The following is a 21,622-nucleotide window of genomic DNA, read 5'->3' on the forward strand; positions in this document are numbered from 1 at the left end:
AAAGTTTTTTTTTGAATTGTCTTGAAACTTGGTAGCGGTTATCATATGATTAACAGTAACAATAGCGAAGGTGGTGACGATCGTGATTGGGGAATGGGTCACATTGCTTCAAGAGTATCTGCAGCAGTTTCCATCTTATATTCAAATAGTGGGCTGGCTGATTGTACTATTTGTTTTGATATTTGCCGTTTTTCTGCTTTTCAGTTTGTTGCTAGGCCCGTTTATGTGGCTTTTCAATCGCTTGACAGATAAAAATCGTAGCAATGTTCTTGGTCATGAAGATTTTTTGATTGGTGAATTGACAGAAAAGATCGTCGGAAATACCCTCGGTGAAGTGATGGAGATTGGCAGTAAGACAGCGCGTTCTGTTTATCCGGCAAAGTTCTATAAAGAAGAGGATATTCGAGAAAAGCGAGAATTACCAGTCGGAACCAAAGTGATTATTGTTGATTTTGACAAAAAAGGTATTGCTTTAGTGGTAGAAAACCACAATTTTATTGAATAGGGAGTGTTGGAAAATGTTAGATACAGGGAATGCATTAGATTTTTTAAGTAATCCAATTTTATGGATCATCGTTTTAGTCGTGTTATTGATCGCATTTTTAATGATTCGTTACCGAATCGGCAAGCCAGATGAAGCGTTGATCGTAACGGGGTCATTTTTAGGTAAAGAAGGCATCAAGATTTTAAAAAATAGCGGAACATTCGTGATCCCAATTGTTCAAAAAGCACATAAATTGAGTTTACTGACGCATAAACTTGAAATTGGCACACCAGAAGTTTATACCGAACAAGGGGTACCGATCAAAGCAAGTGCGACGGTTTTAGTTAAAGTTGGTAACAGTACGGAATCGATCAAAACAGCTGCAGAACAATACTTAGGCAAATCAACCGGCGAGTTGGAAGATGAAGCACAAGAAGTACTGGAAGGCCACTTGCGGGCGATTCTAGGGACAATGACCGTTGAAGCAATTTACAAAAATCGAGATGATTTTGCGGAACAAGTGCAAGAAGTCGCATCTACCGACTTGAAAAAAATGGGATTAGAGATCGTTTCATTTACAATCAAAGATGTTAGTGACAGTAACGGCTACTTAGATGCCTTAGGACGACCGCAGATTGCTGAAGTGAAGAAGAATGCAGAAGTTGCAGAATCAAATGCATTAAGAGAAACACGAATCAAGCAAGCCGAAAATGAACAGTTGGCACAGCACGAGGAAATTCGTCGCCAAACGGAAATCGCAGAAGCAACGAAAGATATGGCATTGAAACAAGCACAATACAAACAAGAACGGGAAGTAGCAGATGCTAAAGCAGAACAGATTGCTGTGGGCGAAAAAATGAAAGTCCAATTGATCGAACAAGAAAAGAACATCGAGATCCAAGAAAAGCAAGCTGAACTGACGGAAAAAGAATTGAATGCTACAGTCCGTAAAAAAGCAGAAGCCGATAAATATGTTGTAGAACAAAATGCCTTGGCAGATAAAGCAAGAGAAATTGCTCGTGCCCAAGCAGAGGCTGAAAAAGTGAAACTAGCTGCCCAAGCAGAAGCAGAGAGAATCGAAAAACTCGGTTCGGCAGATGCTGAAAGAATCGCTAAAGTCGGTCAAGCAGAAGCCGAAAGTCGCGAAAAAATGGCGATTGCTTTAACTAAACTGAATGAAGCAGGTATTTTGATGGAATTCATCAAAGTATTACCTGAAATTGCCAAAGAAGTTAATGCGCCACTTAGCAACATCGATAAAGTGGTCAGCTTTGGAGGCAACGACGGACTCCACGACATGGGAGAAGCCGGCTTGGCACGGACATTTGATACTATCAAAGAAACAACTGGCCTCGATTTAGTCAATCTCATTAATCAAACCATGTCTACTAAACAAGGAAACAAAGAGTTAGTAGCAGCCATCGAAAGCCAAAAGCCAGTAGAAAATCAATCAAACACAGACAATGACACCCAACCAATCGAATAACCCAAACAACGCACTCAAACGAGTGCGTTTTTGCTGCGAATCACAACGAGTGGCTTGCGAAGCAAGGCAGAGTTGATGATGAGCAGCGGGGAGCAAAGCGAGGGTAGCAACCTTGAAAGAATTTTCTACGGCTGACTCTGGAAAGAGTGGAACGCAAGTTCTACTTAGTTCACAGTGAGAAGCTACTGGAGGCAAAGCATATGCCCAGTTGAATTTGGGGCAAGTCCTTCGCAAGTTTTCGTGTAAATCATAACAATCAAAAAAAGCTTCGAGAAACCTGCGGATCTTTTCTAAATTCTCCCTTATAGAATTTTCATAATTATGTCTAAACTTTGAAATATTGGTTAAATTCTGACAATTCGTTTGTTTTTTTTAAAACTCTATGATACAGTTATTTCGAGTCATGAAATGGGGGATTAGTTTGCCGGAGAACGAACTTCAAAATGATTTTTTTCGTTATCTAATTGTTGAACGAGGCTATTCTGATAAGACCAAGTCTGCTTACCAAGAAGACATGGAGGATTTCTTTCGTTTTTTAAAAGAGTCTGGCAATGAAGACTTTCTTGCCATTGATCACCGTGACGTCAGAGTATACCTTAGTTTTTTGAATGAGCGCAATTACAGTCGCAATTCGATCAGCCGTAAAATGGCCAGTTTGCGGTCGTTCTATCACTTTTTAACGAAACACGAAGTCATTAAAGAAAATCCATTCGCTTATATTCACTTAAAGAAAAAGAACGCAAAATTACCGCGTTTTTTTTATGAAAAAGAAATGGAAGCACTTTTTGAAAGTGTAAAAGGGCACGAACCTTTGCAGCAACGAAATCGAGCTTTGTTGGAGATCCTGTATGGATCCGGACTGCGGGTCAGCGAATGCAGCAACCTAACCTTGTCAGACGTTGATTGGGAGAATGGTGTATTGTTGATCCATGGGAAAGGAAACAAGGATCGTTATGTTCCTTTTGGCAGCTATGCGCAAGAAGCGTTGCGAGACTATGTCTCAGCTGGACGCCAACAGTTGATGGAGAAACACCACAAACGGCATGAGATTGTTTTCGTCAATCATTTAGGTGACGGAATCACAGCGACGGGGATTGAGTATGTGTTGAATCAAATCATTCGCAAAAGTAGTTTGGACAGCAAGATCCACCCCCACATGTTGAGGCACACATTTGCCACTCACTTATTAAATCACGGGGCTGATATGCGGACCGTTCAAGAATTGTTAGGCCATGCCAACTTATCTACGACGCAGATCTATGCCCATGTCACAAAAGATAGCTTGCAAAAAAATTACCGCCAATTTCATCCAAGAGCTTAAAAATTGGCGACAGGAGGAAAGAATTATGAAATCACCTTTTCATTCAACAACGATTTGTGCTGTTGAAAAAGATGGCAAATTCGCAATGGCCGGAGATGGTCAAGTAACAATGGGAGAACAAGTCGTCATGAAGGGGACGGCACGCAAAGTACGCCGAATCTATAACGGTGAAGTCGTAGTTGGATTTGCTGGAAGTGTGGCAGATGCTTTCACACTGGAAGAAAAATTTGAAGGAAAACTCAATGAATACAACGGCAACTTACAACGTGCTGCTGTTGAGTTAGCGCAAGAATGGCGGACACAGCAATCGATGCAGAAACTAGAAGCAATGCTGATCGTGATGAATCAGGAAGAAATGCTCTTGGTTTCTGGGACAGGAGAAGTCATTTCACCCGATGAAGGGATTTTGGCTATCGGTTCTGGCGGCAATTATGCACTCGCTGCAGCCAGAGCGATGAAACGTTACGGCGGTGATCTTTCTGCAAAAGAAATTGCTGAAGGAGCATTGAATATCGCCGCTGATATTTGTGTCTTTACCAATCACAACATTATTGTTGAAGAGTTTTAAAGAGGGATGAAGCTATGACAAATCAAAATATATCACCAAAAGAAATCGTCAAAGAATTAGATCAATACATTGTTGGCCAAACTAGTGCCAAGAAATCTGTTGCAGTAGCTTTACGTAATCGCTACCGTCGTCTCCAGTTGGATGAGAAAATGCAGCAAGATGTGACGCCGAAGAATATTTTAATGATCGGACCGACTGGTGTCGGAAAAACAGAAATTGCTCGTCGATTAGCGAAGATCGTTGATGCGCCTTTCGTTAAATTAGAAGCAACTAAGTTCACCGAAGTCGGTTATGTCGGACGTGACGTGGAATCAATGATTCGGGATCTTGTGGAAAATGCCATCCAGATCGTAAAAAAAGAGCAATACAAAAACGTTCGGCTGCAGGCAGAAAAGAAAGCCAATCGTCGACTGGTTAAAGTACTGGTACCTGGAATCAAAAAAGAGCAAAAGAAATCTGCGAATCCATATGAACAAATGATGAATATGTTCAATCCTGGCCAGCAGGCAGAAGAACCAAAAGAAGAACTGACGGACGAAATCCGCAGCAACCGTCAAGCCATTTATGAGCAATTAGAAAAAGGCTTATTGGACAATCGTGAAGTAACGATCCAGGTGGATGAACCAAAAACACAGTCACCAATGATGAACAATGGATTGGAACAAATGGGGATCGATTTGAATGAAACATTAGGTGCATTGAAACCGCAAAAGAAAATCGAACGGACAGTAACGGTAAAAGAAGCTCGAGAATTATTGATCCAAGAGGAATCTTCAAAATTAGTGAATGATGCGGATATCCATAGTGCGGCATTGCGTTTAGCCGAATCTAGCGGGATCATCTTCCTTGATGAAATCGATAAGATCACATCAAAATCGCAACAATCAGGCGAAGTTTCTCGTGAAGGTGTGCAACGGGATATTTTACCGATCGTAGAAGGATCACAAGTCAACACGAAATACGGCCCTTTACAAACCGACCATATCCTATTCATTGCTTCAGGTGCCTTTCATTTGTCAAAACCAAGTGATTTGATCCCTGAATTACAAGGACGCTTCCCGATTCGTGTAGAACTTGATGATTTAACGAAAGAAGACTTTGTCAAGATCCTGACGGAGCCAAACAATGCTTTGATCAAGCAGTATATTGCCTTGTTGGGAACAGAGAATGTGACAGTCACTTTTACGCTGGAAGCAATCCAAAAAATTGCGGAAATTGCCTTTCAAGTGAATCGCGATACAGATAACATTGGCGCCCGTCGCTTACACACAATTCTAGAAAAGTTACTTGAAGACTTATTGTTTGAAGCATCCGACATGCAAATGGGAGAAATCACTATTACAGAAGCGTACGTTGAAGACAAACTTGCTTCTATTGCCAAAGATGAAGACCTAAGCCGGTATATTTTATAAAGGGAGAGAACCAATGAAAACACTTTTAGAAAAGACACGTCAAATCAATGAATTACTGCAACAAAAAAATACCTTCAATCTGGCATCTGATTTGCCTTATGATAAAATGGCGGTTATTTTAGGTGACATACTCGATAGCAATGCTTATATTATCAGTAGTGACGGTAGTGTGTTGGGATTCGTTGAGACGCATGATGTCAACAATGAACGTATCAAAAAGATGTTTGTAGAAAAACAGTTTCCTAAAAATTATACAAGTTTAGTAGATAATTTATCTTCGACAGAAGCAAATGTTCCCATCAGCAACGATATGACTGCTTTTCCTATTGAGATGCGGGAGTTATATCCGAATGGTTTAACAACAATCGTGCCCATTTATGGTGCAGGCGAACGGTTGGGCACGATCATTTTGTCTCGGATCGAAAAAACGTTCGATGACGATGATCTAGTCTTAGCAGAATACAGTGCAACTGTAGTTGGCATGCAGTTTCTTTATCAAAAATCCCGCAATATCGAAGAAGACGTTCGTAGTGCGACTGCCGTACAAATGGCGATCAATACACTGTCATACAGCGAATTGAAAGCTGTCCAAGCGATTTTTGAAGCATTAGAAGGGGATGAAGGACGTTTGACCGCTTCTAGTATTGCGGATCGAATCGGTATTACACGTTCTGTTATTGTAAATGCATTGCGCAAACTGGAATCAGCAGGTATTATTGAGTCACGTTCCTTGGGAATGAAAGGAACTTATTTAAAAGTGTTGAATAGTCGTTTCAAAGAGGAATTGAACAAACATCAATATTAGGAGATGGCGATATGACAGTTACGATCAGCGCAGGGCATTTGCAGGCAACAATTGCCGAAAAAGGAGCCGAACTGCAAAGTTTGATTGATGTGAATACCAACTTAGAATATATTTGGCAAGCTGATCCTGCACATTGGGGAAAGCATGCACCAATCTTATTTCCGATAGTGGGTGCGTTGAAGGACAATCAATACCGCTACAAAGGTGAAACGTATCATCTGCCACGGCATGGTTTTGCTCGAGACATGATGTTTGAAGTCGTGGAGCACAAAGTAGATTATGTTCGTTTACTACTAGCTAGCAGTGAGGAGACAAAGAGCAACTATCCCTTTGATTTTCAGTTGTTTGTTAGTTACGAATTAGGTGGAGACGGTCTTGTAGTCAAGTATCAAGTCGTAAATGATAGTCAGGAAGACATGTTCTTCTCTATCGGTGGTCATCCTGCATTCAATGTACCGTTAGGAGAGGATAATGTATTTGAAGATTTTTATCTCACATTCTCACCTAAGAAATCTCGTGTAAAATTGCCGTTGGTAGGCAATTATATCGATCTGGAGCAGCGGACATTGGGACAAACGAACACTGATCTACGGTTGACTCATGAGATGTTTAAGAACGATGCCTTGATTTATGAAACGAAAGGGTTGAATTCATTTTCGATCCGCAGTGAAAAATCTCCTCACAGTGTGACATTGAGCTATAATAATATGCCTTACGTTGGCTTTTGGACGACTTATCCAGTAGAATCTCCTTTTTTATGTATTGAGCCATGGGTAGGTATTGCAGATACCTTAGAGACTAGTGGCGAACTACATGAAAAAACAGGAATCCAATGCTTGGCAGCCAACGAGCAATTTGAAACGAAATATTCGATCACAGTTAAGTAAGCCTATGTGAATAAGAAAAAAAGAAGCTGGGACGAAAGTCATGAATGACTTTTCCCAGCTTCTCCTATTCTTTTTTATTAAGACCAAAAGAGATACGGCTCTCTGTGCCGTCTTTGATCCGCTTGATATTTTCACGATGACGGATAAAAATAAAACAGGTGACACCAATTGCGATACACGTCAATAACCAATTTTGTTTTGGTAAAATCATTGGTGCGACATAAGGCAATAGGATTGTCGACAAAGTGATCAAGCAGGCTGCAATCATACTTGTCAGGCTGACCATGCTGGTTATGAACAAACAAACCACAAAAATAAGCGCTGAATAAATGAAGAAAATTGGATTGTAGCCTAAAAGCATGCCTGCGCTGGTCGCCACCGCTTTCCCGCCTTTGAACTTGGCAAAAATTGGAAACGTGTGACCTAGAATAGCACAAACACCAAACCAAAGAGGATTGATTGTTGTGACTGAAAAGATCGCCGGCAAACAAGTAGCCAAGGTACCTTTCAGAATATCCATCAATAAAACAATGACGCCAGCTGATTTGCCAAGAACACGAAAGGTATTCGTAGTTCCTGTATTCCCGCTGCCAAATTGGCGAATGTCTTTTTTGAAGAATAGCTGACCGATCCAGACACCAGAGGGAATCGAACCGAGCAAATAAGCAATAAATAGTAACAGAATCGTCTTCATGATAACCCACTTTCCTTGAAAGTCTAGAGCAATTTTAGCATGAAACCGTCGCAGCAACAATAAGAAAATACTGAAGCTATGGATAAACGAGCAATGATAGATGGATCATCCAAAAGCTAAAAGTGACTTTGCCTTGTCGAACGGTAGGAAAAAGGATAAGATAGTTTAGAAAAATGTTCGCTTGAAAAAAGCCGATTTTATGTTAAGATTTTTTTTGCGAATCATTCATGTTGGGTTTCCGCGGAAACCCACTTAATTTAGTTAAAGGAGCGGTGGCTTTGGCAAAGAAAACCACAGAGTATAATGATGCCTCGATACAAGTCCTAGAAGGCTTGGAGGCAGTGAGAAAGCGACCTGGTATGTATATCGGATCGACTGACGGCCGAGGCTTGCACCATTTGGTCTACGAAATCGTTGATAATGCGGTCGACGAAGCACTATCAGGATTCGGGAATGAAATTGATGTCACTATCCACAAAGACAATAGTATCAGTGTGCGAGACAATGGTCGTGGAATGCCGGTAGGAATGCATGCTTCAGGAATCCCAACAGTCGAAGTCATCTTTACTGTACTGCATGCTGGCGGCAAATTTGGCCAAGGGGGCTATAAGACATCAGGTGGACTCCACGGAGTGGGTGCCAGTGTTGTAAATGCGCTATCAAGCTGGCTAGAAGTTTCTATCGTACGAGATGGTATCGAATACCAAGAGAAATTCAAAGATGGTGGCAAACCTGACGGTACATTGAAAAAAATCGGAAAGACGCGGAAAGCAACTGGAACAACCGTACGTTTCAAGCCGGATGACACGATTTTTACAACAACGAAATTTTCTTATGACACGTTAGCAGAACGATTGCGAGAATCAGCTTTCTTATTAAGAGGAGTGAAAATCACCCTAACAGATGAGCGGGCTGAATTGCAGCAAGAGGTCTTTTTATTTGAAGAAGGAATCAAAGAGTTTGTTGATTATTTAAACGAAGAAAAAGATACATTAACGCCTGTTGTGTATTTTTCTGGCACAAAAGAAGCAATCGAAGTGGAAGTTGCTTTCCAATATAATGATGGGTATTCCGAAAATGTCCTATCATTTGTAAATAACGTGCGTACGAAAGACGGCGGTACCCATGAAGTGGGAATGAAGATCTCTATGACTAAAGCTTTCAATGAATATGCTCGAAAGGTCGGCCTGCTGAAAGAAAAGGACAAAAATCTGGAAGGCAGTGATTTTCGGGAAGGTTTAGCGGCAGTTCTGTCGATTCGGGTACCAGAGAATCTGCTTCAATTTGAAGGTCAAACAAAAGAAAAACTAGGAACGCCGATCGCACGAAATGCGGTAGACAATGTGATTGGTGAACAACTGGGTTATTACTTGCAAGAAAATAGCGAGATGAGCCAAATGCTTGTCCGTAAAGCCATCAAGGCTCGGGAAGCGCGGGAAGCTGCTCGGAAAGCACGAGAAGAAAGCCGCAGTGGGAAAAAACGCAAAAAGGGCGAATCGTTGTTATCTGGAAAATTGACACCAGCCCAGTCTCGTAATCCGAAAAAAAATGAGTTGTACTTAGTCGAAGGAGACTCGGCTGGTGGATCAGCCAAACAAGGCCGAGACCGTAAGTTTCAAGCAATTCTTCCGTTACGTGGAAAAGTCATCAATACCGAGAAAGCCAAAATGCAAGACATTTTGAAAAATGAAGAAATCAATACTATGATCTACACGATCGGCGCAGGTGTTGGTCCAGAATTTTCGATCGAAGACTGCAATTATGACAAAGTGATCATCATGACCGATGCAGATACAGATGGTGCTCATATCCAAGTCTTGTTGCTGACCTTCTTTTATCGCTATATGAAACCATTGATCGAAGCTGGCAAAGTTTATATTGCATTGCCGCCTTTGTACAAAGTTTCAAAAGGCCTAGGCAAAAAAGCCGTAGTTGAATATGCCTGGACAGATGACGAATTAAACGCGGTGACCAAAAAAATTGGTAAAGGCTATATGCTGCAACGGTACAAAGGGTTAGGTGAGATGAATGCAGATCAACTTTGGGAGACAACGATGGACCCAGAAACAAGAACATTGATCCGTGTTCGAATCGATGATGCGGCACAAGCGGAACGACGGGTTACTACATTGATGGGTGATAAAGTAGAACCGCGGCGGAAGTGGATCGAAAGCCATGTCCAATTCAGCTTGGAAGAAGACGGCAGTATTTTAGAGAAAAAAGAAGAGACGATCCCTGGATTGGTCGAAGAAAAATTACAAGAAGCTGAGCAAATTTCAGCAATCAGCTTGTCTGAGGATTAGGAGGGGATCTCTTGGAACATAAAAACAATATACAAGAATTAACATTAGAAGAAGTGATGGGGGACCGTTTCGGCAGATACTCTAAATATATTATCCAAGAACGGGCATTACCGGATATTCGAGATGGCCTAAAGCCCGTTCAGCGACGAATTTTGTTTGCCATGAATCAAGATGGAAATACTTATGACAAAGGATTTCGTAAGTCCGCAAAATCTGTAGGGAATATCATGGGGAATTTTCATCCCCATGGAGATTCCAGTATTTATGAAGCCATGGTCCGTATGAGTCAAGACTGGAAATTAAGACAAATCCTGATCGAAATGCACGGGAATAACGGGAGTATGGATGGTGATCCGCCAGCAGCTATGCGTTATACAGAAGCCCGTTTGTCTGAATTAAGCGGAGAATTATTGAAGGATATTGAAAAAGATACCGTTGAGTTAGTTTGGAATTTTGACGATACCGAAAAGGAACCAACTGTTTTGCCAGCAAAATATCCCAATCTGCTGGTCAACGGGTCGACAGGGATCTCTGCCGGTTATGCAACTGAAATTCCCACACACAATTTAAGTGAAGTCATTGACGGAACGATTTATTTGATTGATCACCCGAACGCCTCATTGGATAAATTGATGGAATTCATTCCAGGTCCAGATTTCCCAACTGGCGGCATCTTACAAGGAAAAGAAGAAATCAAGAAGGCATATGAAACAGGTCGTGGGAAAGTGATCTTACGTTCAAAGACTAGAATCGAAGATATCAAAGGCGGCAAACAGCAAATTGTCATCAATGAGATTCCTTACGAAGTCAATAAAGCGAATCTGGTCAAAAAAATGGATGAGATTCGTTTAAACAAAAAAATCGATGGGATTGCCGAGGTCCGGGACGAAACGGACCGTACCGGTTTGCAAATTGTGGTTGAGCTGAAAAAAGATGCCAATGCTCAAGGAATTTTGAACTATCTATTTAAAAATACGGAACTGCAAATCAACTACAATTTCAACATGGTAGCCATCGATGAAATGCGGCCGCAGCAAGTCGGGTTGAAACATATCTTAGAAAGTTATGTGAAACACCGTCGGGAAGTCATTGCTAAGCGGAGCCGCTATGAGCTGAAGAAAGCGCAGAAACGTCAGCACATCGTTGATGGGTTGATGAAGGCTCTTTCGATCCTCGATGAAGTGATCGCGACAATCCGCAGCAGTAAAGACAAAAAAGATGCAAAAAATAATCTGGTCGTTCAGCATGGGTTTACAGAAGAACAGGCAGAAGCCATTGTAACATTGCAATTGTATCGCTTGACTAATACAGATATCACGCAATTACAGGCAGAAGCCCAAGAATTAGCTGAAACGATTCGCGAATTGACGAAAATTTTGAATGAAGAAACGGAATTATTAAAAGTCATCAAAAAAGAGCTAAGAGAAATCAAGAAGAAATACCACTCTGATCGGATGACCGAGATTGAAGCAGAGATCCAAGAAATCAAAATCGAGACCCAAGTACTTGTCGCCCAAGAAGATGTTGTGGTAACTGTTACGACAGATGGCTATGTCAAACGCAGCAGCTTGCGGTCTTATGGCGCTTCTAAGCCAGAAGAGTTAGGCATGAAAGAAGGCGATGCACTGCTTTATAGCGGGCAAGCAAGCACATTGGATCATTTGTTGCTGGTGACCAATAAAGGGAACGTCATTTATCGCCCCATTCATGAGTTGCCGGATCTCAAATGGAAAGATCTAGGGGAACATATTTCGCAAACGGTAATGAATCTAGCGACCGAAGAAACCATTTTAGCTGTATTCACCTATCAAGAACTTGATCCGCAAAAGAATTTCGTGCTGATTAGCAAAAACGGTATGATTAAACAAACAAGAATGACAGAATTTGAACCTTGGCGTACGTACAAGAGTCGGCCATTGACTATGATGAAACTAAAAGATGAGGCCGATGAACTTGTCAACGTGTATTTAGCGGATCAAAATGAGCCGTTGGATGTCTTTCTAGTTAGTTATCGTGCTTTTGGCCTACGCTATCCATTAGCCGAAGTGCCTGTTGTAGGACCAAAAGCTGCTGGAGTCAAAGCGATGAATCTTAAAGAAGATGATCAGATCGTCAATGGATTATTGGTTTACTCGGAAGGAGATACGCCTGTAATCATGGTCACTCAGCGAGGGGCGGTCAAACGAATGCTGGCTCAAGAAATCAGTCAGTTAGGACGAGCGAAACGAGGACTGATGGTTCTCAGAGAGTTAAAGAAAAATCCTCATCGGATTGTTTATATGGGAAGCGGTGAAAACCAATCCCTGATTTTGACTACTCAAAAGGGGCAAATGATCGAGATCGAGACGAATCAAATCCCAATCAATGACCGGACATCGAATGGGTCCTTTGTTACCGATGAAAAATCCGGCGGCTTGATCCATGAAGTTGCTCGAGTGATTGATCCTGCGATTCAAGAAGATTCTGTACTATAAGTTAAATGTAAAACACGCATCTGTACCAATACAGACGCGTGTTTTTTTCTATATAATTAATTTTTCACATTTTCAAAAAATGGACTTTAATAAAAAATTCACATTTAAAAAACGTTGATTTAAAAGCTGTTTCGTTGCGTTTTATGTTTTAATAGCTAATTTTGTTAAAAATAATTTTTGTAAATGCTTGCAATGCAAACGCTTTGTGTTATACTATTCACGTAAAGCTGTTACACTTAGTGAACAGAAAATTTAAGGAGGTCCATCAAATGGAACAATGGAATGGATTTAAAGGAAAAACTTGGAAAGAAGAAGTTAACGTACGCGACTTCATCCAAGAAAACTACACACCTTATGACGGAACAGACGAATTTTTAGCTGGCCCAACTGAAGCAACTACAAAGCTTTGGGATCAAGTTATGGACTTGAACAAGCAAGAACGTGACGCTGGCGGCGTTTTAGACATGGATACTAAAATCGTTTCAACGATTACTTCTCACGGCCCGGGCTATTTGAACAAAGAGTTAGAAACAGTTGTCGGGTTCCAAACAGACAAACCTTTCAAACGCAGCTTGCAACCGTTCGGCGGTATCCGAATGTCAGAACAATCAGCAGAATCTTATGGGTATGAAATTGATTCTGAAGTTTCTCACATCTTCCGTGACTACCGTAAAACACACAACCAAGGTGTATTTGATGCGTACACTCCTGAAATCAGAGCTGCACGCCGTTCTGGTGTTATCACTGGACTTCCTGATGCTTATGGTCGTGGTCGTATCATCGGTGACTACCGTCGCGTAGCATTGTATGGTGTGGATTACTTGATCAAAGAAAAACAACAAGACTTGTTGTATTGCGGCAATGGCACGATGTCAGACGATATCATTCGCCAACGTGAAGAATTAAGTGAACAAATTCGCGCATTAAGCGAATTGAAAGAACTTGGTACAATCTACGGGTTTGATATTTCTCAACCTGCACAAACTGCAAGAGAAGCATTCCAATGGTTATATTTAGGCTATCTAGCAGCCATCAAAGAACAAAACGGAGCAGCAATGTCTCTAGGACGTACGTCAACTTTCTTGGATATCTATGTAGAACGCGACCTTAAAAATGGCGTGATCACAGAAGAAGAAGCACAAGAAATCGTTGACCATTTCGTAATGAAACTTCGTCTAGTGAAATTTGCTCGTACACCTGAATACAATGCATTATTCTCTGGTGACCCAACATGGGTTACAGAATCAATCGCCGGGATGGGTGAAGACGGACGCCACATGGTAACTAAAAACAGCTTCCGTTTCTTGCACACACTAGCAAACTTGGGACCAGCTCCAGAACCAAACTTGACTGTTTTGTGGTCAACACGCTTGCCACACAACTTCAAAACATTCTGTGCGAAAATGTCTATCCAAACATCAGCAATCCAATATGAAAACGATGATGTAATGCGTGGACATTGGGGCGATGACTATGGAATCGCATGTTGTGTATCTGCTATGCGCATTGGTAAACAAATGCAATTCTTCGGTGCTCGTGCGAACTTGGCGAAAACGTTGTTGTATGCAATCAATGGCGGGGTCGACGAAAAATCAAAAGCGCAAGTGGGACCTAAATTCCAACCAATCACTTCAGAATATCTTGATTACAATGAAGTAATGGAAAAATATGACACAATGATGGACTGGATTTGTGATTTGTATGTCAATACATTGAACATTATCCACTACATGCATGATAAATATTCTTATGAACGAATTGAAATGGCCTTACAAGATACAGATATCTTGCGTACGATGGCTACTGGTATCGCAGGATTCTCTGTAGCAGTTGACTCATTATCTGCTATCAAATATGCGAAAGTCCGCACAATTCGTGACGAAAACGGCATCGTTGAAGATTACGAAATCGAAGGCGACTATCCTAAATATGGAAACAACGATGATCGCGTAGACGATATTGCTGTTAACCTATTGAAAACTTTCATGAAGAAAGTAAAACGCACAAAAACTTACCGTAACTCAAAACATACAACATCGATCTTAACGATCACTTCAAACGTCGTTTATGGTAAGAAAACAGGGAACACTCCTGACGGACGCCGCGCTGGTGCGCCATTTGCCCCAGGTGCGAACCCAATGCACGGCCGCGATACACACGGTGCGTTGGCTAGTCTTTCATCTGTTGCGAAATTGCCATATGACTATTCATTAGATGGTATTTCAAATACATTCTCAATCGTACCTAAAGCATTAGGACGTGACGACGAAACACAGCAAGAAAACCTAGCAACTATGTTGGATGGTTATGCAGCAAAAGGTGGTCACCACTTGAATATCAACGTATTCAACCGCGACACATTGCTTGATGCACAAGCGCATCCAGAAAAATACCCACAATTAACAATTCGTGTATCAGGTTATGCAGTTAACTTCATCAAGTTGACAAAAGAACAACAAGATGACGTTATCGCTCGTACCATGCACGAAGCAATGTAATAGCACAAAAAAAGGCGGCGGATGGAACATTCCGCCGCTATTGTTATGAATCACTGCGACTGCGAAGCAGAGCAGATGATGAATAATACTAGGGGAACGAAGAGACCGTAGTAACCAAAGTCCGAAGGGAATCACTGCGACTGCGAAGCAGAGCAGATGATGAATAATACTAGGGGAACGAAGAGACCGTAGTAATCAAAGTCCGAAGGGAATCACTGCGACTGCGAAGCAGAGCAGATGATGAATAATACTAGGGGAACGAAGAGACCGTAGTAACCAAAGTCCGAAGGGAATCACTGCGACTGTGAAGCAGAGCAGATGATGAATAATACTAGGGGAACGAAGAGACCGTAGTAACCAAAGTCCGAAGGGAATCACTGCGACTGTGAAGCAGAGCAGATGATGACAAGCGTAGTTTGTTCATCAAACTATTGCCTCACTGCGAGTATTGGCGAGGAATCAATGGAATAAAACGATGCAACTTTATTTTTAGTTTCTTCAAGAAAGGAAGAGCAACATGTCAGTAACAGGACATATTCATTCAACAGAAAGTTTCGGATCAGTGGACGGACCAGGTATTCGCTTTATTGTCTTTATGCAAGGATGCCGGATGCGTTGTGAGTTTTGTCATAATCCAGATACTTGGAAAATCGGTGCCGGTATCGAACGGACGACAGATGACGTACTGGAAGAAGCACTCAAATATCGAGAATTTTGGGGAGAAAAAGGTGGGCTGACTGTTAGTGGCGGAGAACCATTGCTTCAGTTGGACTTCTTGATCGATCTTTTCCGAAAAGCCAAAGCTGCAGGGGTGAACACCACCTTAGATACGTGCGGAAAACCTTTTACTCGGGAAGAACCTTTTTTTAGCAAATTTCAAGAGTTGATGACTGTCACTGATTTACTATTATTTGATATCAAGCATATTGATAATGATGCTCATAAGAAGCTGACCACACAATCCAACGACAACATCTTAGAAATGGCAAAATACCTTTCAGAAATCAATAAGCCAGTCTGGATCCGTCACGTGCTGGTGCCATTCAGAAGTGATTATGATGAGTTTTTGATCCGTTTAGATGCGTTTATCAAGACGTTGAATAATGTAGATAAAGTAGAGATTTTACCTTATCACACAATGGGTAAATATAAATGGGATGAATTAGGGCTGAAGTATCCACTGGAAGGAATTGAGCCGCCAACACAAGATCGCGTGAAAAATGCAAAAGAGTTGCTTCATGTCGATGACTATAAAGGTTATCTTACCCGTTAACAAGCGTAGAGAAGATAACTATTGATTCTTTCCTATTTTTTGCTATCATTAGAAAGTGGAAAATGAATGAATTAGGAGCGATCATTATGTCGAAAATATTAGTATTTGGACACCAAAATCCTGATACAGATGCTATTGGAGCAGCAATTGCTTTTGCGCACTTGCAAAAGGAATTAGGAAAAGATACCGAAGCAGTTGCTCTTGGAACACCAAACGAAGAAACGCAATTTGCTTTGTCTCATTTTGAACTTGAAGCCCCGCGTGTGATTGAGCAGATTGAGGCTGGTTCAGAAGTGATGCTTGTGGATCATAATGAGTTTCAGCAAAGTGCAGAAGGGATAGCAGAAGCTGCCATTTTAGCTGTAGTTGACCATCATCGTATCGCCAATTTTGAAACTGCAAACCCTCTCTACTACCGTGCAGAACCGGTTGGCTGTACGAGTACGATCGTGTTGAAATTATACCGTGAGGCAAATGTAGAGATTCCAGCAGCTATTGCCGGAATCATGTTGTCAGCGATCGTTTCAGATACATTGTTGTTCAAGTCACCTACATGTACTGAGGAAGATATCGCCGCTGCAAAAGAGTTAGCAGCAATTGCTAATGTGGATCTAGAGGCGTATGGCCTGGATATGCTGAAAGCTGGAACAAATTTAACAACTAAAACAGCTGCTGAATTGTTGGATCTAGATGCAAAAAGTTTTCCGATGGGTGGAAAAAGCATTCGTATCGGTCAAGTAAATACAGTGGATTTGAATGAAGTGTTTAGCCGCCAAGAAGAGCTAGAAACAGCAATGAAGGCCGAAAATCAGGCAAAAGGTTATGACTTGTACCTACTAGTCGTTACTGATATTTTGAACAGCAATTCTGAATTGCTAGTGATTGGAGAGCCAACTGCACCGGTTGAAGCGGCGTTTAACGTTGTCTTGACAGCAAATCGCGCATTCTTACCGGGGGTTGTTTCTCGTAAAAAACAAGTTGTGCCGCAATTAACTGAAAGCTTTAATAACTAATAGCTGACAGGATAATACGGGCAAAAAAGATGAACATTTGAATTGGTCGGACAATCAGCAACTGCAGTCCTTTCACTGTAATAATGAAAGGTTTTTGGCTAGCAGGGGAGCTTAAGATTGTCCGGCTATTTTTGAATGAGAGACGGCCCTCCTAGTGGGAATGGAAAGAGAGCGAAAGACATGGAATTTTTTTATAGTAGTCATTATCAAGGGATTCAGAAAATTATTGATTCAGAGTTGTTCTCAAAACTGATTCTTTTCTTGAAAAAACAACAAAAACCACCAATCTTAAGAGAATTAAAACAAAATTTTCCAGAGAAAAATTTTGAAAAAATACTTGATCAGTTGATCGATGCTGGGATCATTACCCGAAAGGATCGTCGCTATCAAGTGGCATTTCCTATCTATTCCACAAAAGATCAGCAGAAGAGTCGTGAGCGTTGGCAACAACCTAATACGATAATTTTAGAAGAGTTGGCGTTCATTTTACAAGCGGACATCATGAGTGATCAGCGCTTTTTCTATGCTTGTGAAGAAGGTGTGGTACAAGCATTCATTTATCGGCTAATCCATGAGTCTTTTCAGCTTATTTCTTTTTCCAAAGAAAAATGGCCAGCAACGATTCCCGCTTTTTTTGCAGCAAATCGACAACAACTGTCATTGCCAATTTATCAGGAGCTGTTGCATTTGCTAGGGGATGTTGATGAGGCCTATTACTTAGATCAAATCAGTGTCATCTTTGAACGGGTGGCAAAACAGCGAAAAATCCGGCCAAGTATTTTTCTCACATCACTCATAGAAGGAAATATTCTTCAGTCAGAACAGCGTTTTGATCTTCCTATTGTTGAGGCTGCATTTCTCACTGAGCAGAATGGGTCATTGATGAAAGGATTGTCCGAATTTGATCGGCGTACATTATTAGCAGATTATCTTGGAAAAACATCTAATCCACAAACAATTCTCATTACGGAAATGATAAAATTTTAATAAATGTTTAGAAATAGAAAAGATAAAAAAGAAAGAATTCGTTAAAACCCTCTTTGGGATAACGTTTTCTTTCTTTTTTTGCATTTTTTATTATTTGAAAATGATTAGAAAATAACGAGCGTATTAATTGATTGTTCTCATTTGAGGTGGTATGATAACTTTAGAATTTTGAAAGAGGGCGTAAAAATTGGAAGGAATCAAAGCATTTCATACAGAAGTGATTGAAGAAACAAGAAGCAAAGCAGAGATGATCACTTTTGTTTCGATGGCGGAAATTGAGCATGCACGAAAAGAACTTTGCGAAGCCGGTATTCAAGAAAGCCGCTTTTCTGATGGAGAATTAATTTTTGCACTTAAACAAAAAAATGAATGTCATGCAAATACAATCGTACCAATCGTGATCGACTGGTTGTTAATGAAAAACTATTTATTGACTCCGGCCCAAGCTGTTCGTTTTTTGACGAATAAATTAGGACAGACAGAATCAGTATCTTTGAAAGCATTAGGAGATCTTGAGTTTGACGGGGATGGAAAATACTTTTTGATTGCCTGTCGATCAATGAATAAGCAATATAAAAAAGTGTATAAAGTATATACAGATGGACAAGTGAAAGAACTTTGGCGGGCATGATCCTTTTTAGGATCGAGAGAAAGGTCATGCCTGTCTCTGAATGGATTAATCAAAGGTTGTGAGTCTCAGGTGAAATCAAATCAAAGAATCGTCTTTGCAAGTAGCCATGTGTTTATTTTTATTCTTAGTATGGTGTCGGCACTTTTATTTATTTTAAAAGTTCCTAACACATTTAATGCAAATCAAATTTTTTCAGAGAATATACATTTTTCAGACACAGTCTTTGATGTGGTCACAAGGCTTTTTTTATTGGGCATCTGTAGTTTATATACAACAGTTGCCAGCTTCTGGTCTTTTCGTTCTTGGCCTTATCTTTCAGCCGGAATTGGGATCGCTGCGGTCATAACGGCTTTCCAGATGAAAGTTCAATTCCATCCATTTTTGTTTGCTTTATTTTTGATCGTCGGTTTGTTTCAAGTAAGTGTCGCTTCTTATGTCGCTTTTGTTTCCAAAAAAAGAAGCAGCACTGAAACAGGTTGAACCAATCGTGTTCAAGCTGTTTTTTTTCTGCCTTAAATCTTTTGATTATAAGCAGAGGATCGAAATACAACGAATCAGGAATAGGAATTGTTCTATTCCGGCAATCGCCAAGGCTTTTACGTTACGAGATCTTTAATTTATGCTATTCTACATATAGGAGCAGCAATGCTAAATTAAAGCCATCTGCCCTGAACTATTTTCCCAGTGATCTTCCTAATATTCTGTTTTTAGATGGAAGGTTGATTGGCTGAAAAAATAGGGTTGATTTAAGAGGAGGTTTGACATACGAGTGGAAAATGAGCAAATGATTACAGCAGAGAAGCAGTTTACGACCGGTGAAAATTTTTATTCACAGCATCTTTTAGGTGCACATCGTATGAAAGCAGGCTATGTTTTTCGTGTCTGGGCGCCAAATGCGCAAAATGTCTGGCTAGTAGGTGACTTCAATCAATGGGATGACTCTTTGCCGATGACGAAACGCTCCGAATCGGGGATTTGGGAAATTACCACCAATCAGCCTCAAGAAGGACAGCATTATAAATTCAAGGTCAAGCAAGCCGACGGCCGTGAAATCATGAAAATTGATCCATATGCAATTTATTTCGAAGAACGTCCTGGAACGGCTGCTGTCTTGTACACCGTGCCGGCAAAAAAATGGCGTGATGGTTTGTGGCAAGGCCGCAAAAAGCGTCAAAATCAATTTAAACGACCACTTAATATTTATGAAGTCCATGCAAGTTCTTGGAAACACCACGCAGATGGAACCCCTTATCGTTTTTCTGAATTAAAAGATGAACTCATTCCTTACCTCAAACAAATGGGCTACACCCATATTGAATTTATGCCATTGATGGAACATCCATTAGGCACATCGTGGGGTTATCAATTGATTGGCTATTTTGCGCTCAGCGCTTATTACGGCACACCAGAAGAATTTCAAGATTTTGTTGAAGCCTGTCACTTGGAAAATATCGGTGTCCTAGTTGACTGGGTGCCGGGCCATTTTTGTGTCAATGATGATTGTTTGGCTTACTATGATGGAACGCCGACATTTGAATATCAAGATGCCGATCGTGCAAAAAATGTTCGTTGGGGAGCAATCAATTTTGATTTAGGCAAACCACAAGTACAAAGTTTCTTGCTATCCAGTGCCCTTTTTTGGATCGAATTTTATCACATCGATGGGATTCGCGTGGATGCGGTTTCGAACATGATCTATCGAGACTACGACCAGGGTGTTTGGCAACCAAATCATGAGGGGGGCAATCGAAATTATGAAGGTTATTACTTCTTGCAGAAACTAAATGCAGTCGTGAAACTGGCGCATCCAGAAGTGATGATGATCGCTGAGGAAAGTACCTCAGAAACGAAAGTTACAGGCCTGATTGAAGAAGGGGCTCTTGGATTTGATTACAAATGGAATCTGGGCTGGATGAACGATGTCCTGCGTTTTTACCAAATGGATCCAATCTTCCGTAAGGATCATTTGAGTTTGTTGTCGTTCTCATTCATGTACCGCATGAATGAAAACTATATATTACCCCTTTCCCATGATGAAGTCGTCCATGGCAAACGTAGCTTAATGCACAAAATGTGGGGAGATCGTTACAAGCAATTTTCACAATTAAGAAATTTGTATACCTACATGATGACCCATCCAGGGAAGAAACTGCTGTTTATGGGCAGTGAGTGGGGACAATTTTTGGAATGGAAATATGATCACGGGCTTGAATGGGTCGATTTATCAGATGAACTAAATCAGCGTATGCAGCAATTTACAAAGACACTAAATGAACTGTATAAACAGGAGCGCTCATTGTGGGAAATCGAAGATAAAGAAGAATCGCTGGTAGTCATTGATGCTGATAACTTAGCGGAAACAACATTGACCTATTTGCGACAAGGTAAAACCAAAAAAGATTTCGTGATCGTTGTATTGAATTTGACACCTGTTGAACGCCACGATTTCGCCATTGGCGTTCCGTATGAAGGGACCTACCGTGAAGTATTGAATACCGAACGCGATAGTTTTGGCGGGACTTGGACCCAGAATAATCAAGACCAACAAACAGAAGCGATTCCATTCAAAGAATATCCTTATCAAATCAAAACAATTTTGCCAGCACTTGGGGCATTGATTATAAAACCAGAAAAGATTCAAATCAAACGCAGGAAAAAATGAAAGGGGGGAGGAGCTGGCTCGAAAGTCCAATCGAAGTGACAACGTGAAAGGTGATATCGAAAAGAAGGCTTTTTGAAAGAAAAGCATTCATATCGAAAATAACACCGGCATCGTGAAAGAGATT

The 21,622-nt window shown here is 40.9% G+C and carries 17 protein-coding genes; 16 read left to right on the forward strand and 1 reads right to left on the reverse strand.

The window, feature by feature from the left end; all coding sequences use genetic code 11:
• Positions 1 to 79 precede the first annotated feature (79 nt).
• From EGX73_RS11160 to EGX73_RS11190, 7 genes are all read left to right on the forward strand, one after another.
• Complete coding sequence (locus EGX73_RS11160; RefSeq protein WP_029486957.1) at positions 80 to 505, forward strand: hypothetical protein; 426 nt, start codon at positions 80 to 82, stop codon at positions 503 to 505.
• A 13-nt stretch (positions 506 to 518) separates the two neighbouring features.
• The gene (locus tag EGX73_RS11165; RefSeq protein WP_005472286.1) at positions 519 to 1,970 is read left to right on the forward strand and encodes a flotillin family protein; all 1,452 of its coding nucleotides are present in this window, start codon (positions 519 to 521) and stop codon (positions 1,968 to 1,970) included.
• Positions 1,971 to 2,373: 403 nt separating this feature from the next.
• Positions 2,374 to 3,291, forward strand: coding sequence for a tyrosine recombinase XerC (xerC, locus tag EGX73_RS11170; protein WP_005472287.1), 918 nt, complete (start codon positions 2,374 to 2,376; stop codon positions 3,289 to 3,291).
• Positions 3,292 to 3,316: 25 nt separating this feature from the next.
• Positions 3,317 to 3,859 carry an ATP-dependent protease subunit HslV gene (hslV, locus tag EGX73_RS11175; protein ID WP_003126982.1) on the forward strand — a complete coding sequence of 181 codons (543 nt, stop codon included), beginning with the start codon at positions 3,317 to 3,319 and terminating at the stop codon, positions 3,857 to 3,859.
• A 14-nt stretch (positions 3,860 to 3,873) separates the two neighbouring features.
• Positions 3,874 to 5,271, forward strand: a complete 1,398-nt coding sequence (hslU, locus tag EGX73_RS11180; RefSeq protein WP_005472293.1) for an ATP-dependent protease ATPase subunit HslU — start codon at positions 3,874 to 3,876, stop codon at positions 5,269 to 5,271.
• A gap of 13 nt (positions 5,272 to 5,284) precedes the next feature.
• Positions 5,285 to 6,076, forward strand: a complete 792-nt coding sequence (gene codY, locus EGX73_RS11185; protein ID WP_003126985.1) for a GTP-sensing pleiotropic transcriptional regulator CodY — start codon at positions 5,285 to 5,287, stop codon at positions 6,074 to 6,076.
• Positions 6,077 to 6,087: 11 nt separating this feature from the next.
• The gene (locus tag EGX73_RS11190; RefSeq protein ID WP_003126986.1) at positions 6,088 to 6,963 is read left to right on the forward strand and encodes an aldose 1-epimerase family protein; all 876 of its coding nucleotides are present in this window, start codon (positions 6,088 to 6,090) and stop codon (positions 6,961 to 6,963) included.
• 64 nt (positions 6,964 to 7,027) lie between these two features.
• Here EGX73_RS11190 and plsY read toward each other — a convergent pair whose 3' ends face one another.
• Positions 7,028 to 7,657 (reverse strand): glycerol-3-phosphate 1-O-acyltransferase PlsY, encoded by a 630-nt coding sequence (gene plsY / locus EGX73_RS11195; RefSeq protein ID WP_021151116.1) that lies wholly within the window; start codon positions 7,655 to 7,657, stop codon positions 7,028 to 7,030.
• Positions 7,658 to 7,935: 278 nt separating this feature from the next.
• Here plsY and parE point away from each other — a divergent pair, with 278 nt between their 5' ends.
• The 9 genes from parE to glgB all read left to right on the forward strand — a co-directional run bounded on the left by parE (position 7,936) and on the right by glgB (position 21,498).
• On the forward strand, positions 7,936 to 9,960 hold the full coding sequence (gene parE, locus EGX73_RS11200; protein ID WP_003126988.1) for a DNA topoisomerase IV subunit B: 2,025 nt from the start codon (positions 7,936 to 7,938) through the stop codon (positions 9,958 to 9,960).
• An 11-nt stretch (positions 9,961 to 9,971) separates the two neighbouring features.
• Complete coding sequence (gene parC / locus EGX73_RS11205) at positions 9,972 to 12,434, forward strand: DNA topoisomerase IV subunit A (RefSeq protein ID WP_003126989.1); 2,463 nt, start codon at positions 9,972 to 9,974, stop codon at positions 12,432 to 12,434.
• 269 nt (positions 12,435 to 12,703) lie between these two features.
• The gene (pflB, locus tag EGX73_RS11210) at positions 12,704 to 14,932 is read left to right on the forward strand and encodes a formate C-acetyltransferase (protein WP_003126991.1); all 2,229 of its coding nucleotides are present in this window, start codon (positions 12,704 to 12,706) and stop codon (positions 14,930 to 14,932) included.
• A gap of 517 nt (positions 14,933 to 15,449) precedes the next feature.
• On the forward strand, positions 15,450 to 16,205 hold the full coding sequence (gene pflA / locus EGX73_RS11215) for a pyruvate formate-lyase-activating protein (RefSeq protein WP_003126995.1): 756 nt from the start codon (positions 15,450 to 15,452) through the stop codon (positions 16,203 to 16,205).
• 86 nt (positions 16,206 to 16,291) lie between these two features.
• Entirely contained in the window at positions 16,292 to 17,218 is a 927-nt protein-coding gene (locus EGX73_RS11220) for a manganese-dependent inorganic pyrophosphatase (protein ID WP_003126997.1), read from the forward strand.
• Positions 17,219 to 17,398: 180 nt separating this feature from the next.
• Positions 17,399 to 18,205, forward strand: coding sequence for a DUF1803 domain-containing protein (locus EGX73_RS11225; RefSeq protein WP_005472304.1), 807 nt, complete (start codon positions 17,399 to 17,401; stop codon positions 18,203 to 18,205).
• A gap of 187 nt (positions 18,206 to 18,392) precedes the next feature.
• Entirely contained in the window at positions 18,393 to 18,836 is a 444-nt protein-coding gene (locus EGX73_RS11230; protein WP_005472306.1) for a hypothetical protein, read from the forward strand.
• 69 nt (positions 18,837 to 18,905) lie between these two features.
• Positions 18,906 to 19,316: a hypothetical protein gene (locus tag EGX73_RS11235; protein WP_005472313.1), complete on the forward strand. Its 411-nt coding sequence runs from the start codon at positions 18,906 to 18,908 to the stop codon at positions 19,314 to 19,316.
• Positions 19,317 to 19,620: 304 nt separating this feature from the next.
• Entirely contained in the window at positions 19,621 to 21,498 is a 1,878-nt protein-coding gene (gene glgB / locus EGX73_RS11240; protein WP_029486951.1) for a 1,4-alpha-glucan branching protein GlgB, read from the forward strand.
• The last annotated feature ends 124 nt before the right edge of the window (positions 21,499 to 21,622 follow it).

The organism is Enterococcus sp. FDAARGOS_553 (assembly GCF_003812305.1).
Classification (GTDB): Bacteria; Bacillota; Bacilli; order Lactobacillales; family Enterococcaceae; genus Enterococcus_D; species Enterococcus_D gallinarum.

Coding starts and splice junctions, on each gene's coding strand:
- EGX73_RS11165 (WP_005472286.1), top strand. CDS start 519: ATGTTAGATACAGGGAATGCATTAGATTTTTTAAGTAATCCAATTTTA.
- xerC (WP_005472287.1), top strand. CDS start 2,374: ATGAAATGGGGGATTAGTTTGCCGGAGAACGAACTTCAAAATGATTTT.
- hslV (WP_003126982.1), top strand. CDS start 3,317: ATGAAATCACCTTTTCATTCAACAACGATTTGTGCTGTTGAAAAAGAT.
- hslU (WP_005472293.1), top strand. CDS start 3,874: ATGACAAATCAAAATATATCACCAAAAGAAATCGTCAAAGAATTAGAT.
- codY (WP_003126985.1), top strand. CDS start 5,285: ATGAAAACACTTTTAGAAAAGACACGTCAAATCAATGAATTACTGCAA.
- EGX73_RS11190 (WP_003126986.1), top strand. CDS start 6,088: ATGACAGTTACGATCAGCGCAGGGCATTTGCAGGCAACAATTGCCGAA.
- plsY (WP_021151116.1), bottom strand. CDS start 7,657: ATGAAGACGATTCTGTTACTATTTATTGCTTATTTGCTCGGTTCGATT.
- pflB (WP_003126991.1), top strand. CDS start 12,704: ATGGAACAATGGAATGGATTTAAAGGAAAAACTTGGAAAGAAGAAGTT.
- pflA (WP_003126995.1), top strand. CDS start 15,450: ATGTCAGTAACAGGACATATTCATTCAACAGAAAGTTTCGGATCAGTG.
- EGX73_RS11220 (WP_003126997.1), top strand. CDS start 16,292: ATGTCGAAAATATTAGTATTTGGACACCAAAATCCTGATACAGATGCT.
- EGX73_RS11225 (WP_005472304.1), top strand. CDS start 17,399: ATGGAATTTTTTTATAGTAGTCATTATCAAGGGATTCAGAAAATTATT.
- glgB (WP_029486951.1), top strand. CDS start 19,621: ATGATTACAGCAGAGAAGCAGTTTACGACCGGTGAAAATTTTTATTCA.